Origin of the sequence: Paenibacillus sp. LX16, assembly GCF_036252815.1 — a bacterium.
GTDB classification, from domain to species: Bacteria; Bacillota; Bacilli; order Paenibacillales; family Paenibacillaceae; genus Paenibacillus; species Paenibacillus polymyxa_B.
Map to the genome: position 1 here is coordinate 3,720,152 of NZ_CP141152.1, position 16,409 is coordinate 3,736,560.

The 16,409-nt window shown below is 41.9% G+C and carries 27 protein-coding genes and 1 tRNA gene; 8 read left to right on the forward strand and 20 right to left on the reverse strand.

What is annotated here, in order from left to right; genetic code table 11:
• Nucleotides 1–194: 194 nt before the first annotated feature.
• Complete coding sequence (locus T3H97_RS16485; RefSeq protein ID WP_061829347.1) at nt 195–404, forward strand: helix-turn-helix domain-containing protein; 210 nt, start codon at nt 195–197, stop codon at nt 402–404.
• Between the two features lie 32 nt (nt 405–436).
• Here T3H97_RS16485 and T3H97_RS16490 read toward each other — a convergent pair whose 3' ends face one another.
• The 14 genes from T3H97_RS16490 to T3H97_RS16555 all read right to left on the reverse strand — a co-directional run bounded on the left by T3H97_RS16490 (nt 437) and on the right by T3H97_RS16555 (nt 8,853).
• Nucleotides 437–664, reverse strand: a complete 228-nt coding sequence (locus T3H97_RS16490; protein WP_328800305.1) for a hypothetical protein — start codon at nt 662–664, stop codon at nt 437–439.
• Entirely contained in the window at nt 661–975 is a 315-nt protein-coding gene (locus T3H97_RS16495) for a hypothetical protein (protein ID WP_328800306.1), read from the reverse strand. Before T3H97_RS16495 ends, T3H97_RS16490 begins: the two co-directional genes overlap by 4 nt.
• Nucleotides 926–1,444 carry a DUF1064 domain-containing protein gene (locus tag T3H97_RS16500; RefSeq protein ID WP_328800307.1) on the reverse strand — a complete coding sequence of 173 codons (519 nt, stop codon included), beginning with the start codon at nt 1,442–1,444 and terminating at the stop codon, nt 926–928. The genes T3H97_RS16495 and T3H97_RS16500 overlap by 50 nt, the downstream gene beginning before the upstream one ends.
• Nucleotides 1,444–2,574 carry a DNA polymerase III subunit beta gene (gene dnaN / locus T3H97_RS16505; protein ID WP_220025546.1) on the reverse strand — a complete coding sequence of 377 codons (1,131 nt, stop codon included), beginning with the start codon at nt 2,572–2,574 and terminating at the stop codon, nt 1,444–1,446. The genes T3H97_RS16500 and dnaN overlap by 1 nt, the downstream gene beginning before the upstream one ends.
• A 116-nt stretch (nt 2,575–2,690) precedes the next feature.
• A complete protein-coding gene (dnaI, locus tag T3H97_RS16510) occupies nt 2,691–3,647 on the reverse strand; it encodes a primosomal protein DnaI (RefSeq protein WP_328800308.1) in 957 nt (318 codons plus the stop codon).
• A gap of 6 nt (nt 3,648–3,653) precedes the next feature.
• A complete protein-coding gene (locus tag T3H97_RS16515) occupies nt 3,654–4,649 on the reverse strand; it encodes a phage replisome organizer N-terminal domain-containing protein (protein ID WP_328800309.1) in 996 nt (331 codons plus the stop codon).
• Between the two features lie 33 nt (nt 4,650–4,682).
• Nucleotides 4,683–5,081 (reverse strand): hypothetical protein, encoded by a 399-nt coding sequence (locus T3H97_RS16520; protein WP_328800310.1) that lies wholly within the window; start codon nt 5,079–5,081, stop codon nt 4,683–4,685.
• 23 nt (nt 5,082–5,104) lie between these two features.
• The gene (locus T3H97_RS16525; protein WP_220025550.1) at nt 5,105–5,803 is read right to left on the reverse strand and encodes a hypothetical protein; all 699 of its coding nucleotides are present in this window, start codon (nt 5,801–5,803) and stop codon (nt 5,105–5,107) included.
• Nucleotides 5,804–5,863: 60 nt separating this feature from the next.
• Complete coding sequence (locus tag T3H97_RS16530; protein WP_258382192.1) at nt 5,864–6,247, reverse strand: hypothetical protein; 384 nt, start codon at nt 6,245–6,247, stop codon at nt 5,864–5,866.
• 5 nt (nt 6,248–6,252) lie between these two features.
• Nucleotides 6,253–6,621 (reverse strand): hypothetical protein, encoded by a 369-nt coding sequence (locus T3H97_RS16535; RefSeq protein WP_220025552.1) that lies wholly within the window; start codon nt 6,619–6,621, stop codon nt 6,253–6,255.
• Between the two features lie 105 nt (nt 6,622–6,726).
• Nucleotides 6,727–7,158 (reverse strand): ORF6C domain-containing protein, encoded by a 432-nt coding sequence (locus T3H97_RS16540; protein WP_076264689.1) that lies wholly within the window; start codon nt 7,156–7,158, stop codon nt 6,727–6,729.
• Complete coding sequence (locus T3H97_RS16545) at nt 7,155–8,276, reverse strand: ParB N-terminal domain-containing protein (RefSeq protein ID WP_220025553.1); 1,122 nt, start codon at nt 8,274–8,276, stop codon at nt 7,155–7,157. The genes T3H97_RS16540 and T3H97_RS16545 overlap by 4 nt, the downstream gene beginning before the upstream one ends.
• A gap of 16 nt (nt 8,277–8,292) precedes the next feature.
• Nucleotides 8,293–8,574: a helix-turn-helix domain-containing protein gene (locus T3H97_RS16550; protein WP_076264691.1), complete on the reverse strand. Its 282-nt coding sequence runs from the start codon at nt 8,572–8,574 to the stop codon at nt 8,293–8,295.
• Nucleotides 8,575–8,640: 66 nt separating this feature from the next.
• The gene (locus T3H97_RS16555) at nt 8,641–8,853 is read right to left on the reverse strand and encodes a helix-turn-helix domain-containing protein (RefSeq protein ID WP_258297893.1); all 213 of its coding nucleotides are present in this window, start codon (nt 8,851–8,853) and stop codon (nt 8,641–8,643) included.
• 197 nt (nt 8,854–9,050) lie between these two features.
• Here T3H97_RS16555 and T3H97_RS16560 point away from each other — a divergent pair, with 197 nt between their 5' ends.
• The 3 genes from T3H97_RS16560 (at nt 9,051) to T3H97_RS16570 (ending at nt 11,297) form a co-directional block, all read left to right on the forward strand.
• Nucleotides 9,051–9,479: a helix-turn-helix domain-containing protein gene (locus T3H97_RS16560; RefSeq protein WP_076264692.1), complete on the forward strand. Its 429-nt coding sequence runs from the start codon at nt 9,051–9,053 to the stop codon at nt 9,477–9,479.
• Nucleotides 9,480–9,497: 18 nt separating this feature from the next.
• Nucleotides 9,498–9,911: an ImmA/IrrE family metallo-endopeptidase gene (locus T3H97_RS16565; RefSeq protein WP_328800311.1), complete on the forward strand. Its 414-nt coding sequence runs from the start codon at nt 9,498–9,500 to the stop codon at nt 9,909–9,911.
• A 75-nt stretch (nt 9,912–9,986) separates the two neighbouring features.
• A complete protein-coding gene (locus T3H97_RS16570; protein ID WP_328800312.1) occupies nt 9,987–11,297 on the forward strand; it encodes a tyrosine-type recombinase/integrase in 1,311 nt (436 codons plus the stop codon).
• Between the two features lie 76 nt (nt 11,298–11,373).
• Here T3H97_RS16570 and T3H97_RS16575 read toward each other — a convergent pair.
• A tRNA-Leu gene (locus T3H97_RS16575) sits at nt 11,374–11,459 on the reverse strand.
• Between the two features lie 247 nt (nt 11,460–11,706).
• On the opposite strand from T3H97_RS16575, the gene T3H97_RS16580 reads away from it, so the two are divergent.
• Together T3H97_RS16580 and T3H97_RS16585 are read left to right on the forward strand one after the other, a co-directional pair.
• On the forward strand, nt 11,707–11,865 hold the full coding sequence (locus tag T3H97_RS16580; RefSeq protein ID WP_013311032.1) for a hypothetical protein: 159 nt from the start codon (nt 11,707–11,709) through the stop codon (nt 11,863–11,865).
• Between the two features lie 130 nt (nt 11,866–11,995).
• Nucleotides 11,996–12,184 carry a hypothetical protein gene (locus T3H97_RS16585; RefSeq protein ID WP_023989396.1) on the forward strand — a complete coding sequence of 63 codons (189 nt, stop codon included), beginning with the start codon at nt 11,996–11,998 and terminating at the stop codon, nt 12,182–12,184.
• A 74-nt stretch (nt 12,185–12,258) separates the two neighbouring features.
• Here the strand turns inward: T3H97_RS16585 and T3H97_RS16590 are convergent, their stop codons facing one another.
• From T3H97_RS16590 to T3H97_RS16600, 3 genes are all read right to left on the reverse strand, one after another.
• Entirely contained in the window at nt 12,259–12,411 is a 153-nt protein-coding gene (locus T3H97_RS16590; protein WP_165149143.1) for a hypothetical protein, read from the reverse strand.
• A 95-nt stretch (nt 12,412–12,506) separates the two neighbouring features.
• Nucleotides 12,507–12,833, reverse strand: coding sequence for a YnfA family protein (locus T3H97_RS16595; protein WP_025723546.1), 327 nt, complete (start codon nt 12,831–12,833; stop codon nt 12,507–12,509).
• A 52-nt stretch (nt 12,834–12,885) separates the two neighbouring features.
• Nucleotides 12,886–13,068 carry a hypothetical protein gene (locus T3H97_RS16600; protein WP_328800313.1) on the reverse strand — a complete coding sequence of 61 codons (183 nt, stop codon included), beginning with the start codon at nt 13,066–13,068 and terminating at the stop codon, nt 12,886–12,888.
• Nucleotides 13,069–13,422: 354 nt separating this feature from the next.
• Between T3H97_RS16600 and T3H97_RS16605 the strand changes: the two genes are divergently transcribed.
• The gene (locus tag T3H97_RS16605; protein WP_274481959.1) at nt 13,423–13,701 is read left to right on the forward strand and encodes a hypothetical protein; all 279 of its coding nucleotides are present in this window, start codon (nt 13,423–13,425) and stop codon (nt 13,699–13,701) included.
• 31 nt (nt 13,702–13,732) lie between these two features.
• Nucleotides 13,733–14,764, forward strand: a complete 1,032-nt coding sequence (locus T3H97_RS16610) for a glycosyl hydrolase (protein WP_328800314.1) — start codon at nt 13,733–13,735, stop codon at nt 14,762–14,764.
• Nucleotides 14,765–14,836: 72 nt separating this feature from the next.
• On the opposite strand, the gene T3H97_RS16615 is transcribed toward T3H97_RS16610, so the two are convergent.
• Complete coding sequence (locus T3H97_RS16615; RefSeq protein ID WP_013311038.1) at nt 14,837–15,052, reverse strand: hypothetical protein; 216 nt, start codon at nt 15,050–15,052, stop codon at nt 14,837–14,839.
• Nucleotides 15,053–15,239: 187 nt separating this feature from the next.
• Nucleotides 15,240–16,343: a glycerol dehydrogenase gene (locus tag T3H97_RS16620; protein ID WP_013311039.1), complete on the reverse strand. Its 1,104-nt coding sequence runs from the start codon at nt 16,341–16,343 to the stop codon at nt 15,240–15,242.
• Nucleotides 16,344–16,409: the final 66 nt, after the last annotated feature.

Here is a 16,409-nt window from a genome sequence, read left to right on the forward strand (position 1 = left end):
TTTCCTGAGTTGATCATTTGGCTTGTATCAATCTCACCTGAGAATCTCGCAATGCTGTGGACTTGATACGTTATTCTATATCGTATATCGAATTGTAGTTCTTGACCTAATAATATACGATATCGAATATAGAGTCAATGCATGTTGCTAATAAATATTCGGTATCGTATAATTCGACTGAGAGGTGAATTGCATTGCTTAAAGTGAAACCGAATTTGACGCCTTTGTTAAAAAAGAAAGGTATCATTCAAATGGAATTGTCTGAAATGACTGGAATTCCACAAGGTTCAATTAGTAGATTTGATAAAAATAGTCGCCATGAAGCCTGGCATTTATTTGCTATCGCTAAAGCGCTAGATGTTACCATTGAAGATTTGTTTATTACTGAGGAGCAAGAGGATTAATTAAGAACCCTCTATGCTCCTTTTATTTTAGCCTAGATCGGATTAAGAAGTCTTTCGAGTCGCATAACCTCTTTCTGGAGGTACTGAATCAAATCAGTTGCCTCCTCCAGCGCCATAAGCCTCCAGTCATAAGATTGATCTGATACCTGGTCTATGGTGGTTCCATACTTCTTTAGACCTTTCTCGTTTTGCTTGTCCAGCAATTCTATGATCCTTTGTGTTACTTCTGGACGTTCAATTTCATTTTGAGAGTGCTTCATTTAATCGCCTCCTCCGTCTCCGGTAGAATAAGCATATCTCCGTCATACTTCAACTCCGCCTGATTAGGGTCAATCACTGGTCCCCAATGGTTATTAGCCTGCATGATGCGGACTATATCAGCCGCATATGTTTCGTCGGTGTTAACTACCAGATAGGTATTTAAAGCTGGCTTTCCATTCAGATGTCGCAACTCTTGGATTTTCCAAAGGATGCGGGATAACTCACTTTTATCCTGATCATCAAGGTAATTCTCAGCATCCTCATTTTTGATTACGGTGAATCTGACTTTTATTCCGGCCAGTTCTGACATTTTTAATCTCTCCTTCGGCTCGTTTTACTAATTTATTGATTGCTCGCTTTCGATCTGCCCGTTCTTTCTTGGCCTGCTGTGTAGGGATAAATTCTCCACGCCGCTTTACAAGTATTTCAATTGGTAAAGTTGGGTATTTTAGTAGGAAAAGCTTCAGCTTCACTCTAAAGGTAGCCGTTTCAACTCCCTTTATGTCAATTACTCGCTGGCTTCCGTCAAGATCAGTAACAAGGAAATCTGCGATGTAGGTCACCTTCGGGCTTTCCTGTAGGACGTATTTGGGCTGACAAACAAAACCCTTTATTTCCCCAAGCTGCTTCTGCATGAGCAATTCCTGATAATACTCACCTTCCATTTTGCTGTCGAAGCGAATACCAGTCACATCAAGGTTATATTTCTTTACCAACCATTCCTCGAATAGTGTTCCATCGGCTGTAACAATCACTTTTTTAGCATTGTATTTACTCATTAATCTACCGTCCTATAAGGTTGTACAATATGAATGCTTTGATTATCTTCATTGCTAAGAATGAAAATAGACTTCGTTTTGCCTGCAAAAACCAAGGTAACTTTTTCCCCATCCAAAGCTTTTAAAGCATCTATAGCATACTTAGAATTCAAAGATATAGATAACTCCTGTCCCGTAAACTTAGTGGGCACAATACTTTCGCTTGCCTTGCCCGTTTGCTTTCCTTTTCCACGAATATTTATTTCTTTTTCAGTTATATCAAGCTTGACCATATTATTTTTTTCTTCTTTTGCCAGAGTGTAAATAAGTTCAACCGATTCCAAGAATTCTTGTTTATTTATCTCAATCCTCGTACCACTATCAGGTACAATAACCATCTGGTGTATGTCTGGATACTCACCCTCTAGAACACGAGAGTAAAAAGTGAATCTCTCTGTGCGAGCAAAGGCATAGACTACCCGATCATCCTTCCCCTTTGAAAAGCCAAATTGGACATCGTCCTTATCTGTAATGATCTTCTGTAGTTCAACTAGTCCTCTCGCCTCGATCACGGCACTACCAAAATCGCCTGATTCAATATCCTTTTCTGCTTTTGAAAGGCGATGCCTATTGGTTGCTTCCATTCCTATTTTTCCATCCTTGAGGTAGACATTTGCTCCAGTTAGTATAGGCATGCCTTTACCATCAATGTCCGCTGCAAAGATAGCCTTTTTGAATAGTCCCCTTAGGTCTTTCCCTGTAATTTCAATATATTCATCGTCATTTATAGTAGGTGGTGAAGGGAATTCCTCAGGGTCCAATCCTGCCATTTCAATTTCTTTATTCCGGGACGTGATAATCACATTCATACCATCTTTAGACTCAATCCGAACGTCACCACTTAATTTCTTGAGCATTTTCAAAAACAATTCAGGCAGAACTACCTTTCCACTCCGTTCGATTTGAACATGCTCCTCGAAAATATATGATTGTATTGTTGCTCTATCATCAGTTCCTGTCACAGTTAACCCCTCTTGATTCGCTTCGATCAAAAAGCAACCAAGTATCGGCATGATACTTTTGGCTGAAATAGCTTTACTGGTATCTTCTAAAGCCTCAGCTAATAGAGAACTGTCCACTACTATATTCATAAGGTTTGATCTCCTTTTTCGCATTAGGATTGCACTCAGGGCAAGGTCCCATCATTACGATGGAGCCTTTGAACTGATATGCCACCTTACTGCCGCTGCAAGTTCTACACATACCCTTAATCCCTCCGTCTATTTCTACCACCCACCGGCAGTATCTTTACAAATGGTTCTATTCGCTCAATGATCCGGGCCGCTTTTTTGTCATTCTGTTTCTGTTCGCTCGGCTTGCTGTCTTTCACATTCGCCAAGTGCTGTTTCAACTCACTCATGGTTAAATTAGATGTGTAGATCGTCGTTAAGCGTTCCATACGGCGCTGAAGTATCGGTCCCAGCACTTCATCCCTTGTCCATGTTGTAAGCGACTCAGCTCCAATATCATCTAAAATTAAGACCGTAGCAGTCCTCAATGCATCCAATTTGCTTTCTACCGTTTCTGTTTTGGAGGCAATGGCATCCTTAACTTCCAGCAGGAAATCAGGCACATAAACCATTAGCACACTAACGTCACGCTTTGCCAGTTCTTGGGCAATGGCTCCCACGATTCTGCTTTTACCTAGCCCCATTTGACCGTAAAAGTATAGTCCTGTTGTCGTTTCTCCGGGAACAAATTCATCACAGAAGCTTATTGCCGCTGCAATTGCAGATATCCGCTGCGGGTCAGGTTCAATGTCTTCGAAGGTGGCATTCAGGATATGAGCCGGGATATAATGGCTCTTGATCCTCTGACCTATTCCTTGTTCTCTTTCGTGAGCGACCAACAATGGGCATTTCCGAAGTCGGAAGACCAGTTCGTCAGCTTTGGTCGGGTTAGGCTCCGCAACGCTTGCATGCCCCTTCTGTTCGTTCTGGCAAGCCAGCAAACCCGGACAATCGCTGCATTTATCGCAATAGGATATATGCTGTGACAAATCTCTATATCGTTTTGGTTCGGTCAGATCCTCGGTTCGATCAGGAAATTCACTTTTTAATCGCTTAACCTCAGGATGGTTCGCTAGGCGTTCCAGCACCGCAGCCTGCCTTTTAGCAAAACCAGCGGGTATTAATGCCTTTAGTTCTTTGCCGAAGCTCTCCATGTGGCATCAACCTCCCTGTTTAGCCCTTAGTTTTGCAAGCATGCTTTGAATGTCCGACTCGGTGTATTCGCTTGGTGGCACATCTATTTGTGACTCAGGCTTACAAGGCAAAGCACTTTCGGTCCTCTCCCCCTTACCAATATCTTCTCGTAAGGCGTGTAAGGAGAAAATAATAGTCGCACAGTAACTCAGACTACGTATCCCATCGCGCTTATGCTTAGGTTTAAATTTGTCAAAGGACTGATCAATTCCGTCCAAAGCGGTTTGAAGCGGTACACCAGCGGCTAGCAATTCATCAATGCTCGTTTCGTCGGCTGATGTAATGTATAATCCTTTCCCCCTGCGCTGTAAGTACTTGTTGGCAACGGCGTTGTGATAGTCAATATCCGAAGATGATATTTTGTCCTGTTCAGAGTCGGCATCTGTTTCAGGAGCGGCAGGAACGGCATCCTGTCGGGTGAACGGTATCCCCTCATCTTCGAATTTGATTTCAGTCTCGGGCGTTAAACAACAACTACTTTCTTTTTCTTTAGTCTTACTTCTTACTTCTAGGGGCGTGACATCGCCGGGACTGTCCGGGACATTTCCGGGACTAGGTTCAGCAAGCTGTAACTGTTTTCGTTTAGCCCTTTGTTCAGCTTTTCGTTTTCGCTCGTACTCTCTCACCTTTTCAAGAGATTCTGTATTCTGGTGCTTTTCCCAATTTGGAAGGAAGAAAGCTCCTTGTTCAGATATTTCCAACATTCCAAATCTCTCAAAAATAGATAAAGCCATTTTTATGACAGGTAACGGCCTCTTAATCACTGAAATTAACATATCCTCTGTGTAAGGAATGGATTCTGTCAGCATAATATAGCCGCCCATATTTGATCGGCCTGTCATAGTCATTAATTTGAGCCATATAACAATAATCGTGTCAGCCTCAGGCATGTCTTCAATGATCTTTATTTTTTCATCATCAAACATACCAGTACTGAGTTTGATCCATTTAATTTCAGCCATATTTCAACCTCTTTTCAACTCCACATCATTAACCTACCTGTTCGCGCTGGCGTTGTTCCCAAACTCAGCCAGCAAGACCTTGAGGCTATATTTCAAAGAGTTTATTACCTGGTCATTACTTTCCACAGCATTATTCCAGCGGACTTTATCAGCTTCTGCATCTGCTTCTTGAATGCGAAGTTCAATTACCGCCAATTCCGCACGCTGCTCCCTTAGGTTCTTTGCTGCAATATATGCTTCAGCATAAACGCGTTTCCTCTCAGCATATTTCTTCTTATAATCCCTTACGGCCTCAGCTGCCTTGCGCCCCAGGAGAATCTGGACTTCGGTCAGCAATTCAATCTTACGTGCCAGTGTAGCAGGGTAATCATGGCTGCATTGATCCGCAAGACTATAAAGCTCCCCGAGCGTATATTGTTTTTGTAGAGACAATGCAGCCACTCCTTAACCCTCTATTAATATTCTTCGCCGTAATAAGTATCAACTTCGTCTTCATCCACGATAACCTTGGCTCCAGTCGCAAAAATTTGGAACATCAATTTTTCAAAATGGTAGAACGATGTCATAATATCTTTGTTATTGGAAAGGTTCTGACCATCAATTTTAGAGTCATAGACGTGTCCTTCTTTGTCCAAGTGGAGTTGATATTTGTATCTGTACTTTGACTTTTCAGAACCCCACGAATCTCTACTTTCGCTTTCTGGATCAAAATAGATGTGACGATACCCATCCTCCTCGCCTTCCAAAATGAAAGATATTTTTTCACCATCTCGTTCATGGTCATCATTCTCATCTTTCTTCATTGCTTCAATCAATTCAGACAACTTGTATTCAGGTTTAATACCGACAAGCATTTGTTCCATGTTTTCTTTAATTTTTTGCACACCTTGAATATGGAGAGCCGTATTCAGCTGAGATTTAACTTCATTCAAAACCATGAGGTTATATCCGCTTATACCCAGTTTTCTCATATCGATTTGCAATTGCTCTTTTACATGATTTTCTAACTCTTTACGGAAATCTCCGTAACTGCCAAAGTAATCTTCTATCACTTTTTTGATAGTAGTCTCAAGTTGCTTTTTAATGACCTCCTCAACAAAACCGTTTTTTTGAATTGTTTGCATCGCATCATTTACCAAATTATTTAAGTTCATATTATTACGCTCCTATTTTCAATTTTTAAATTACGTGATATACTGCCGTTGAAATGTTTCTTAAATGATCGTGTTGGTAGCACGATTGTTTGTCTGGGCTTCTCTGTCTTTTCTTTTGCGGTATAACTTACGGCAATAGTAATTACAGAAAAGTCCTTCTTCTTTTGGATTAGGAATTTTTTGTCCTTCAAAGACTTCTTTTTCACAATGCTTGCAGCATCCTATTTTTTTACCGGATATCTTGTATCCCGATGGCTTAGGAGCCTCTAGCCCTTCATATTCTTCGTTTTTAAATTCCTCAAGTTCACTTAGTTCGGCAGTAAGCATGCCTATTTGAGCATGAATTTCGTCAGTCGGTAGTCCAAATTTAACAGCGTCAATACTGTCCTCATATAGCTCGCGTAATTGTGCTCTAAGCACCCTAGATTGTTTATGCTCGTCCAACTCTCTCAGCTCCATATCTCCGCTTCAAGTTCGGATATTTTAGCTTTCAAACGTCTTTCTTGTTCCTTAAAATGTTTCATCTTCTGAATACAAACGTGATTAGGCCACGGACTATCTGTAATAGCATATTGAGTTTTATAAATGGCCTGAAGCTTTTGTTCAGTAAGTTCCTTTTCCTTTTGAAGAGAAAGCTTTTCCTTATCCTGCTCTGTTAGCTCTAGCATCTCAATATCTACTGAATGTTGACAATTCAACCAGCGATGCATGAGTAATACAGCGGCTATAAGTGAGTCTGCTGGTTGATCTAATGTAAACTTGATGCCTTCATCATCCACGATTGGAATTGAATAAGTGGTTTGAGTTTGGTAACTCATTTTGCCTTCGCCTCACGCTGGATATTACGAACGATAATGGCGTGCTGCAAAGAATTCTTAGACCACAACTCAGCCAATTCTTCAAGCGTCATAGCCAACTCCCCTTTAAATGTAGTCTTCTGGACGAAACTCTTTAACGAAGTAAATGGAATCATCAAAATCTATGCGCCGGATGTGACTGTACTTTGCAACTGAGAACAAAACTTTCAACTTACTCCAAATCATGCGGCGATATTTCCCGACCGTTTCGTTAAATTTTCCATCTGTCTCCTTGTAACGATCTTTTGTGAGAGTAATGGACCTGATTCTTACTGCATCCTGTAACTGATAGCATTCAGCATCTGTAAGCGTCACGCTATCCCGAACCTCTTGAACCATCATCTGAACTTCTTCCACTTTTTCAGTAACATCCAAATGCATTTGCTTGATACCGTCCACAAGGCCACGAATTGCCATACCTTGAGCCTCCGTAAGCTGCATCTGCTTTTCGACAACAGACAAAAAATCAGGCTGCTGATTAGGATTAATTAATGTCATTTCTCTACCGCCTTCCTGCCGTTCACGGCTGGTCGAATCTGTTCAACAAAGGCTTCCAGCATGTCCAAGCTTTCGGACAACCGCTTCTTTTCAGAACTACTAGCACTACCTATTGCACCCAGCATGAATGAAGTAATTCCGACCTTTTGTAGAAACTGCTTTACATGGATGCTGACTTGAATCGTATTGCTATCAGCCTCAAAACGAAGTTTCTTCATCTGAGCTGCTGCCTGCTGTTCGTCGAAGTCGTCTGGCTGCTGGAGCTTGATAGTCTCAAGTTCTTCCTTAGCTCTTTGATAGCCACCTCGCAACTGTTCTATTTTAAGGCGCTCAGCCTCCAAATCTTCTTTAAGCTTGCCTTTCCAGTATTCGTCACGCTGCTTGAGTTGTACTTCAGCTTCTTTTTCCTTCTGTCGGATGAACACGGTGGTTTCTTCCTCATGCCGCTCTACTGCGGCAGACACGGCATCCTCAAGTTGATCCGCAGGAATGGCATCCTTGTACTGTCTTTGGAGCTCAAGCTTGTCAAGTTCTGCTTGCTCCGCTCTCTCTTCGGCTTCACGGACAGCGGCCTCCAATCGGTTTTTTGTCTCCACGAACGCTTTATGAGTGCTAATCAATCCTTCATCAAGCTGCTGGATAATCTCCGGTGTGGCATTCTCAGCGATGAACTTCGCCTTATCGTACTGTCTGCCAGAGCCGAACCCTGCTTGATCCGCTACAATGTCTCGTACTTGCCCGGTAGGTTGGTCAGGAAAATTTTCCGTACCTCCAGCCATGCGCTCTTTGGCTTTCAAACGTTCGGCCTCTTCAAGTCGCCGCGCCCATTCTACTCGTTCAGAAAAAGTGAACTCTTTACGATGTTCATTTTCAGAAATCTCAAGCTGAAGCTGATGTTCAAAGTCTTTGATTTCCATAATTCTTACTGTCACTTCTGAGCGTCCAAGGAACTGATGCGCTCTCAAACGCCGCTCTCCGGCAATAAGCTGATAATCCGGTGTTACTACAATAGGGTTAATGAGTCCATTTTGTTCTATATCTTGGGCCAATTCTTCGATGCCGCCAAAGTCCTTACGGATACGATCACTGACTTTGATTTTGTTGATATCAATGAGCAATCTAATTCTCCTTTCTTCATTTCTTAGCTCTTTGTTCAGCTCTCCAGGCCTCCAAATCAGATAAACGAATCTTTATTGTCGGTCTCCGAGAACCGGAAACTCCATATCTTTCATGAGGAATATCATTTGTTTTGCATAAGCTATAAATCAACTTTTCTGAAATACCAATATGTTTCGCAGCTTCACGGACATCTAGAGTTCTATCTACATGAGCCGGAAGCAATGCCGTAATTCGTTGTTCAGCTGCTGCTACTTCCTCAGCGATAATTGCACGAATTGCATCTTCTAAACCCATCATGATGCTTCACTCTCTCATTCTCATTTAAATACGTTGGGATTTAATTACCTTGCTTTCGTGTGGCGATTAGGACAAAAAATAATCAACAGTTACTCCGAAATAGTCAGCCAAAATCTTAAGTTTATCTGTTTTGGGCTTATATCTTCCCTGCTTCCAATTTGTCAATGTCGCCGTAGAAACACCCGTGTCTTTAGAAACTTGATACGGTGTTTTTCCATATTGTTCTAACAGAACAAGGAATTTCTCGTACAAGTCACACACTCCTTTCGTAAAAAACATATTGACTGGTAGCTAAGATTTCTTATATAATCAAAGTGCCACCTAAGTTATATAAGATTTCTCAGCTAACAACCTTTGTTATTAACTCAGTTTTCTAAGTTATGTTTGTATATTAGCATAGTTTTCTGAGTTGGTCAATGGATATTAGCTTAGTTTTCTGACTTTATTTTTTTAAATAAAAATTACGGAGGAAAACTATGTACGAAATATTTGATGAACTTCTAAAGAAGCACAACGTTACGGCTTATCGTGTTGCGAAAGAAACGGGAATTACTACAGCTACCTTTACTAGTTGGAAGCAAGGGAAATACACTCCGAAACAGGATAAGCTTCAGAAAATCGCTGACTATTTTGGAGTTACTGTAGATTATTTAATGGGGAACTCAGACAACGATATACCCAAAGAGAACCCCTACCATACCCTTACGAAAAAAGATGAAAAGGACATCGCCAAAAAACTTGAGGCAATGATGAACGACCTTGATTCTGATTCGTCGTTATCTTTTATGGGGGAACCAATGGACGAAGAGGATCGAGAGTTGCTTCGAATTTCTTTAGAGAATACTCTTCGTATGTCGCGTGAGATGGCGAAGAAGAAATTCACGCCTAAAAAATATAGAAAATGAACTTCCGGGGGCACCGAGATGATAGAAAAGAAAAAAGCTCGCGAACTCATTCTAACCCACGGAACCAATTCACCTTTAGAGATTGCAACTGAGAGAAAAATTGTGGTTCTTTTTGAACACTTAGGGAAACAAACATGGGGGTATTATTCTAATACTAATCGCTTACCTGTCATACACATCAACAATCGACTTAGTCGAGAACAAGCCATTTATACAAGTGCGCATGAGCTTGGACATGCAATTCTTCACCCAGGTATAAATACGCCGTTCCTTAGAAGCAACACTTTTTATTCAGTGGACAAGTTGGAACGGCAAGCGCATCGGTTAGCTGTCCACCTGCTAATCGGTTTTAATGCGCCGGAACAAGGCGAGACTAAACAACAATTCCTGCTTAGATGTGGGATTCGTGAAATATTTCATATTTTTTATTAAACTTTGCGCTTTCCAGCCGCAAGGCTGTTTAATCATAAATAAATATCGAACATATGTTTGTTTGGAGGGATTATTTTGAAGGGTAGTATTGAAAAAAGAGGAAAGTATACATGGAGGCTCCGGGTTGATCTTGGGTATCACGCTGACGGTACTCGGAACCGGCCTGATAAGACCCATGAAATCGATGACCCATCCCTGATGAAGCTGTCTGAGAACTGCCCGAAGTACAAAGACGCAACACGAAAACTTAAGGATTATTTGGACGATCAATTAGCTGCTTTTAAAATTGAAGTATTAAGCGGTAACTACATCAAACCCAGCAAGCTGACGTTTAAAAATTTTTATGAAAATGAGTGGGTTCCGAAGTACGCCGTAATAGAATTAAAGAACGGAACTACCTTGGAATCTCACTGCTCCAAAATCAACAATCACGTTCTGCCGAAAATTGGCCATATGCCTATTGATGAAATTACAACCATGATTTTAGTGAAATTGTTCGCTGATATGAGAAAGCCCGGCGCCCGTGTTGATAAAAAAGGTGAAAAGTCTACTCTTGCATCGCGTACAATCCAGTATGCTTACGATGTAACAAATAGCATATTCCAACGAGCTGTAGAATGGCGTGTACTGACCAAAAATCCCCTGGAAGGTGTTAAACGTCCACAAATTAGCAAAGAGGATAAAAAGGCCCGCAAAGACCGCAAAAATTACTTTGAAGAAGATGAGGCAGTCGAGGTAATTGATAAATTACTTTATACAAACTCTAAATGGAGACTTTTTTTCTTGGGGGCGATAATGGGAGGATTCCGACGCGGTGAGTTAATTGCTTTAGACGAAGACGATTGCGACTTTGAAAACAACAGATTGAGGATTGACGAGAGCATTTCAAGCACCAAAAATGGCCAGGCGGACATTACAGATACCAAGAATGAAGCATCTAACGATTATGTAGATATGCCACAATGGTATATGGAGGAACTGGCCGTCCATGTTAAAGGCATGCGTAAACTAAGGTTTGAGGCAAAGGCAAATGGGACATGGCAAGGCGGGGATCGCAACTTTGTTTTTCACTCAGGTACAGGGAAACCCTATTACCATACAACGCCGTCCCAGCAGTGGAAAAACTGGTGTGAGCGGCACGGCTTCCGTAATGTATCACTTCATGGTCTCCGCCATACAAATGCAACGTATTTGCTTGGCCAGGGAGCATCTATCAAGGAGATTCAACATCGATTGCGACATTCCACATCTCAGGTGACTTCAGATACCTATGCTCACGTCACCAAGAAGCTTAGTCGTAAAACAACAGCACACCTCGATGTCTTCGATCCAAAAGTTCGTCCCCAATCCGTCCCCAAGAGCGAAAAAGGCGCTCGCTCCCTGTGATATGGAAGTCATGATTTCAATCACTAAAAAATAAAAAATCCCTTGATAATCAAGGGATTCAAGAAAAAAACGATAGTGCCGAGGACCGGGATCGAACCGGTACGGTAGTCACCTACCGCAGGATTTTAAGTCCTGTGCGTCTGCCAATTCCGCCACCCCGGCATAAATTTAGGAACGCTAATCTTTACACTTACTTGTCTTACAAGTATCTGAGAAACACCCATCTAATTAAGAAGTGTTTTCATTATGTAAATGTCGTTCAATTGGGCACCAACATATAATACGATAATTTTATCGAATTGTAAAGTGTTTTTTAAAAAAATAATAAAATTCTCTTTTTTGTATAACTTATGCGCATTTGAATTACACTAATAAACGTCTTTCCAAACTACCAGAAGGGGTGTTACGAATGCGTGAAGGTATGATTCCAGCTGTTCTTGGAACGGTAGTATCGGCTTCAGGCGCTGTGTTGCTGAGCAGTAAGTACAAACTTGCAGCTACAGGCATTCTCGGTTTCGGACTGGCTCATGTTGTTCTGGGAGCGATTGATCTGATTGAGCATCGCTAGTCGTTTGGGAAGTACCGGGCGGGATTCAACCCCTCCCGGTTTTATTTTTATCAACGTTTAGTTTGGAGCACAAGCGTTTATGTAAAGTATAGAAGCTGAATGTACCTAATAAAAGGAGCTGTGATGTACTATGAGAGATAATAACTCTGAAAAAAACCGTACTGATGATCAAATCGAACATAAACAATCCCTGGACAAGCGCGAGCCAGGATTTAATCGCATTCCTGACACCGATGCAGATACACCTGCTGCTACCGATATGATTGATGAAGCCATAGGCCGCGGGATAGACAAGTTACGTAACGATTTCACAAAATAAAGCATGGGTAATAGGACACAGGTTTGTGAGCACCTTAATTCATTTGTTTTGATATGTACAGTGATTTCGTAAAATCACTTAAAGATCAGCATGATCCAGCCAATGATTGATATCCACAGCACGATGCTGATTAAGAGTCCACACATGATACCAAAAGAGAAATTACCTTCATTCTTCGGCATAGTACTGCCAAACTTTAATCTAAGCTTCATTTGATTCCAGTTCATAGAACCCCCTCCTTAAGTTCTATTTCGGAATATGAAGCTTATTTTTGTAGACCTATAGTCATATTTTCAAAAATAAAATAGGGTTTTTCGTCCTATCATCCTGGTCGCGGAAACAGGATTACAGCTATACCGACCAAACAAATCAATCCACCAATGAAATCGTACAAGTCGGGTGTCTTTTTATCAATCCACCAGCCCCATGCGATGGAAAGAACAATAAAGACACCTCCGTATGCTGCATATACACGCCCAAAGGAGGAAAAAACCTGAAAGGTAGCGATGATTCCATACACAGCCAAAATTACTCCGCCGCAAAGTCCGACATACCATGTCTTCCCTTCACGCAGCCACTGCCAAATCAAATATCCTCCTCCAATTTCAGCGATGCCAGCCAATATAAAAAGTAAAGCTGCCTTTAACACCATTTCACATCCCTAATTCTTCAAATTCTTTTCGTTTTTTTGGATATCTCAATTAGAGCACTCGAGCTAAAATGATAATCAATGCAATCAAACCAACCAGAATCAGCAGGTTGCTGACCTCACGCCATAAGCTAGGCACTCCCTCGGAGTGAAGCTTCCGCTGATTGGCATCAAAGTTCGCTTTGGCTCCTTCAGCATCTGCTGATCTAGAGAATGGTTTGTTTTCTTCATTCATAATGAATACCTCCTTTTCAATCCACTTTAATCTTACCAAACTTTTCCGTCGATTTCGCGTTGCTTTTATGCATATACTTACCACATATTTCTGATTGCATCTTCATATATGTGAAGTGTACACCCATATGTCAATATTTCGCTGAATATAAAGTATGATGTCGAATCAAGGTAGAGTGGGTATTTAGACGTCTTTCATTGCAGGACGGTAGTTATGGTATAATTTAGTCAACTTGTTCAAGATCGTAACCAGCGTTCAATTGTTTACTCAAATTGTAATTAAATTCACATCCAAGAATCCACATCCCGGTTACAACCTGCATATTCTGTTTGTAAACCCAGGAGGAGGATACCGATGTCCCCAATCTTTATAGCAAGTTTAATGATAATGGGTATATTCTTATTTCAGACAGCCATCGTTTTCGGCATCATACATTGGATTTCAAAACGCACCCAACGTCCAGCACAAACCAAAATGTATCTTGCAATGGGTTTGCTCGTTGTAATTTTGGGCTTCCTTGTATGGGACAACTGGATACACTCACAGGAATTCAATGGATGGGCCACGTTTAGTCTGCTGGTGATTATTATTAGCGCCTATATACAACTTAGAAAGCAAAAAGAAAAATACTAATCCCATTACCATGCATCAAAGGAGGAGCGCCATGAAATCTCACTCAACACGCTTTTGGTTACAGAGGGTGCTACTGCTAATGCTTGTTTTACTCTTCAGCGGCTCTCAGCAATCATTCATTGTTGCCGATGCCGCCCCCCCAATTAATGTTCAGGCCTCTGCCAAAGCCAAGCAATTACTTGCCTACCTATCTAATGTACCGGATGGTATGCTAATTTCCGGGCAGCATGATTACTTAGAGGCACCGGATGAACAAAATAACAAGCTACAACAAATCAGCGGACAATACGCAGGGCTTCACGGCTATGAGTTTGGAGGATTAGCTAATCAGTCCCGTACGGCCCTACAAGAGCAACGTCAGCATGTTGTGAATAGTGCTATCCAATGGAGTCAGGACGGCGGAATCGTAGCTGTTACCTTCCATCAGGCGCTACCGGGCACACCCAAAACATGGAAAAACGTACAAGCAAAAATTACTCAAGCTGAATTTAATCGTTACATCACGCCAGGTACCCCGCAATATAAACAACTGATCGCCGATCTGGATGAGGTGGCTCTGTCCCTTAAGACTTTACGAGACGCGGATGTACCTGTTTTATGGAGGCCCTATCATGAAATGAACGGCAACTGGTTTTGGTGGGGGAACAAGCAAAATTACGCTAAATTGTGGAATCTAATGTATGATCGATTCACTCATGTCCATCATCTGGATAACCTGTTGTGGGTGTGGAGTCCCAATGCCCCAAACGCATACAGCACTCCCTATAATCTGTTCTTCCCAGGTATTAACCGGGTAGATATTCTTGCAGCTGATATCTATAATAATGATTACAAATCCTCCTACTACACCGAATTGCTAAAGCTTGCGCAGGGCAAGCCTATGGGAATCGGAGAAAGTGATATTCTGCCGAGTGCGAAGGTGCTGCAAAACCAACCAGCCTGGGCCTATGCCATGACGTGGGGAAAGGAGCTGTCGGCAACCAATTCACAAGCAGCAATCAGACATTTTATGAACCAAAATAATATCATCACACGAGACCTTCTTCATGAGTCTCTGCGCTGATAGAAAAAAGCTTCCACTTCGCTCTAGGAGCAAAGTGGAAGCTTTTTTTATACTAAATCCAAATAAAGTTCTCTAACTATTTCTGATAACCTCTTCTAGATCAATATCGGCATACGCCTCTTCACCAAGATGTACGGATACAATGGTGTAGATCCGCTTGGACAGTCTAGACATCAGCCGATCACCCGGTGCTACAGAATATTCTTCCCGATAATCTCCAATTTTGTGAAAACCGCTGGACATATGGATGTACAAGTTGCCCCTACGTGTTTTACCATGCACCAACATCAGATCTCCTCCTGCTGTGTAACCAACCTAATTTTCCTGTTACATGTATATCGGTCAGAACAAGATAGGATATAAGTCCCTGGTACCCTTCTTTCGTTTCACAAGTTAGTGCACGTACACGAAACGGGTCTGCCAGTGATGTGACAGACCCGTTTTTGTAAACCCATTTTCGTGATTTAGGAAGAAACTATTCTTGATAGGATTCTGCTATTGCATTCGCTGCAATGATTGCATTGTACACGTCAGCAGGACTAACCGGGAACGGCATGTTGACCATTGTATCATTCGATGCACAAGCAGCTTCAGCCACTTGGCGCCATTCAGCCTCAATAAATTCCTCTACACCCAAGTCACGAAGCGTCAATGGAAGGCCTACATCCTTAACCAGTTTAATCACGGTTTCCAGTTCCTCTTTCGGTGCATTTTCCAGCACTAGCTGGGTTAACAAACCGAATGTGACTTTCTCACCGTGCTGTGCTTTATGAAGCGAAGGAACAGCCGTCATGCCATTATGAATGGCGTGTGCTGCTGCCAACCCACCTGATTCTGCACCAACACCGCTCAGATAAATGGTAGCTTCAATCGTATCCTCAACCGCACGAGTATATACTTTACGATCCACAGCACGTTTGGCCTTCACAGCATTTTCCAGCAACGTATCATAACAAAGACGAGCAAGTCCTAGTCCTGTAGTGGAAGGCTTGTTCAGAACCAGGTTATCCCCATTGGCCTGATAGCAGGCACGAGCTTCAAAATAAGTGGCCAGTGCATCACCGATTCCAGCTGCAAAGAAACGTGCAGGCGCTGCTGCCAGGATGCCTGTATCCGCCAGTACAACGTCTGGGTTAGTAGGCAGGAACAGATATTCATCAAAAGAGCCATCTTTTTTGTATATAACCGCAAGCGCGGTACAAGGAGCATCTGTAGAAGCAATCGTTGGGAAAATAACAACAGGCAGCTTTTCATAATAAGCGGTTGCCTTGGCGGTATCCAATGTTTTTCCCCCGCCAATCCCTATGATAATGTTCGAACCATGTTTACGCACCAATTCGCGGTTACGATCAATCTCTTCTTTTGTACATTCATATTGAAATTTCTCGAAGACCACCTGGTTACCAGCTGCTTCAATCGAAGCACCTGCCTCCTTTTGGGCCCTTTCAAGTATGAATTCATCACAAATGACAAAGGCTTTATCGCCATAATCCTTAATATAGTCATTTAACGACGAGAGTAGATTTTGTCCAGAAATAAATTTCTTGGGTGAAGTGACGGACCTTACAACGTTTGCCATGTAAATTCCTCCTCAGCTTTGACTCATACTCAAATTAATAATGATTTGGGCATGTGACCCCTTAAC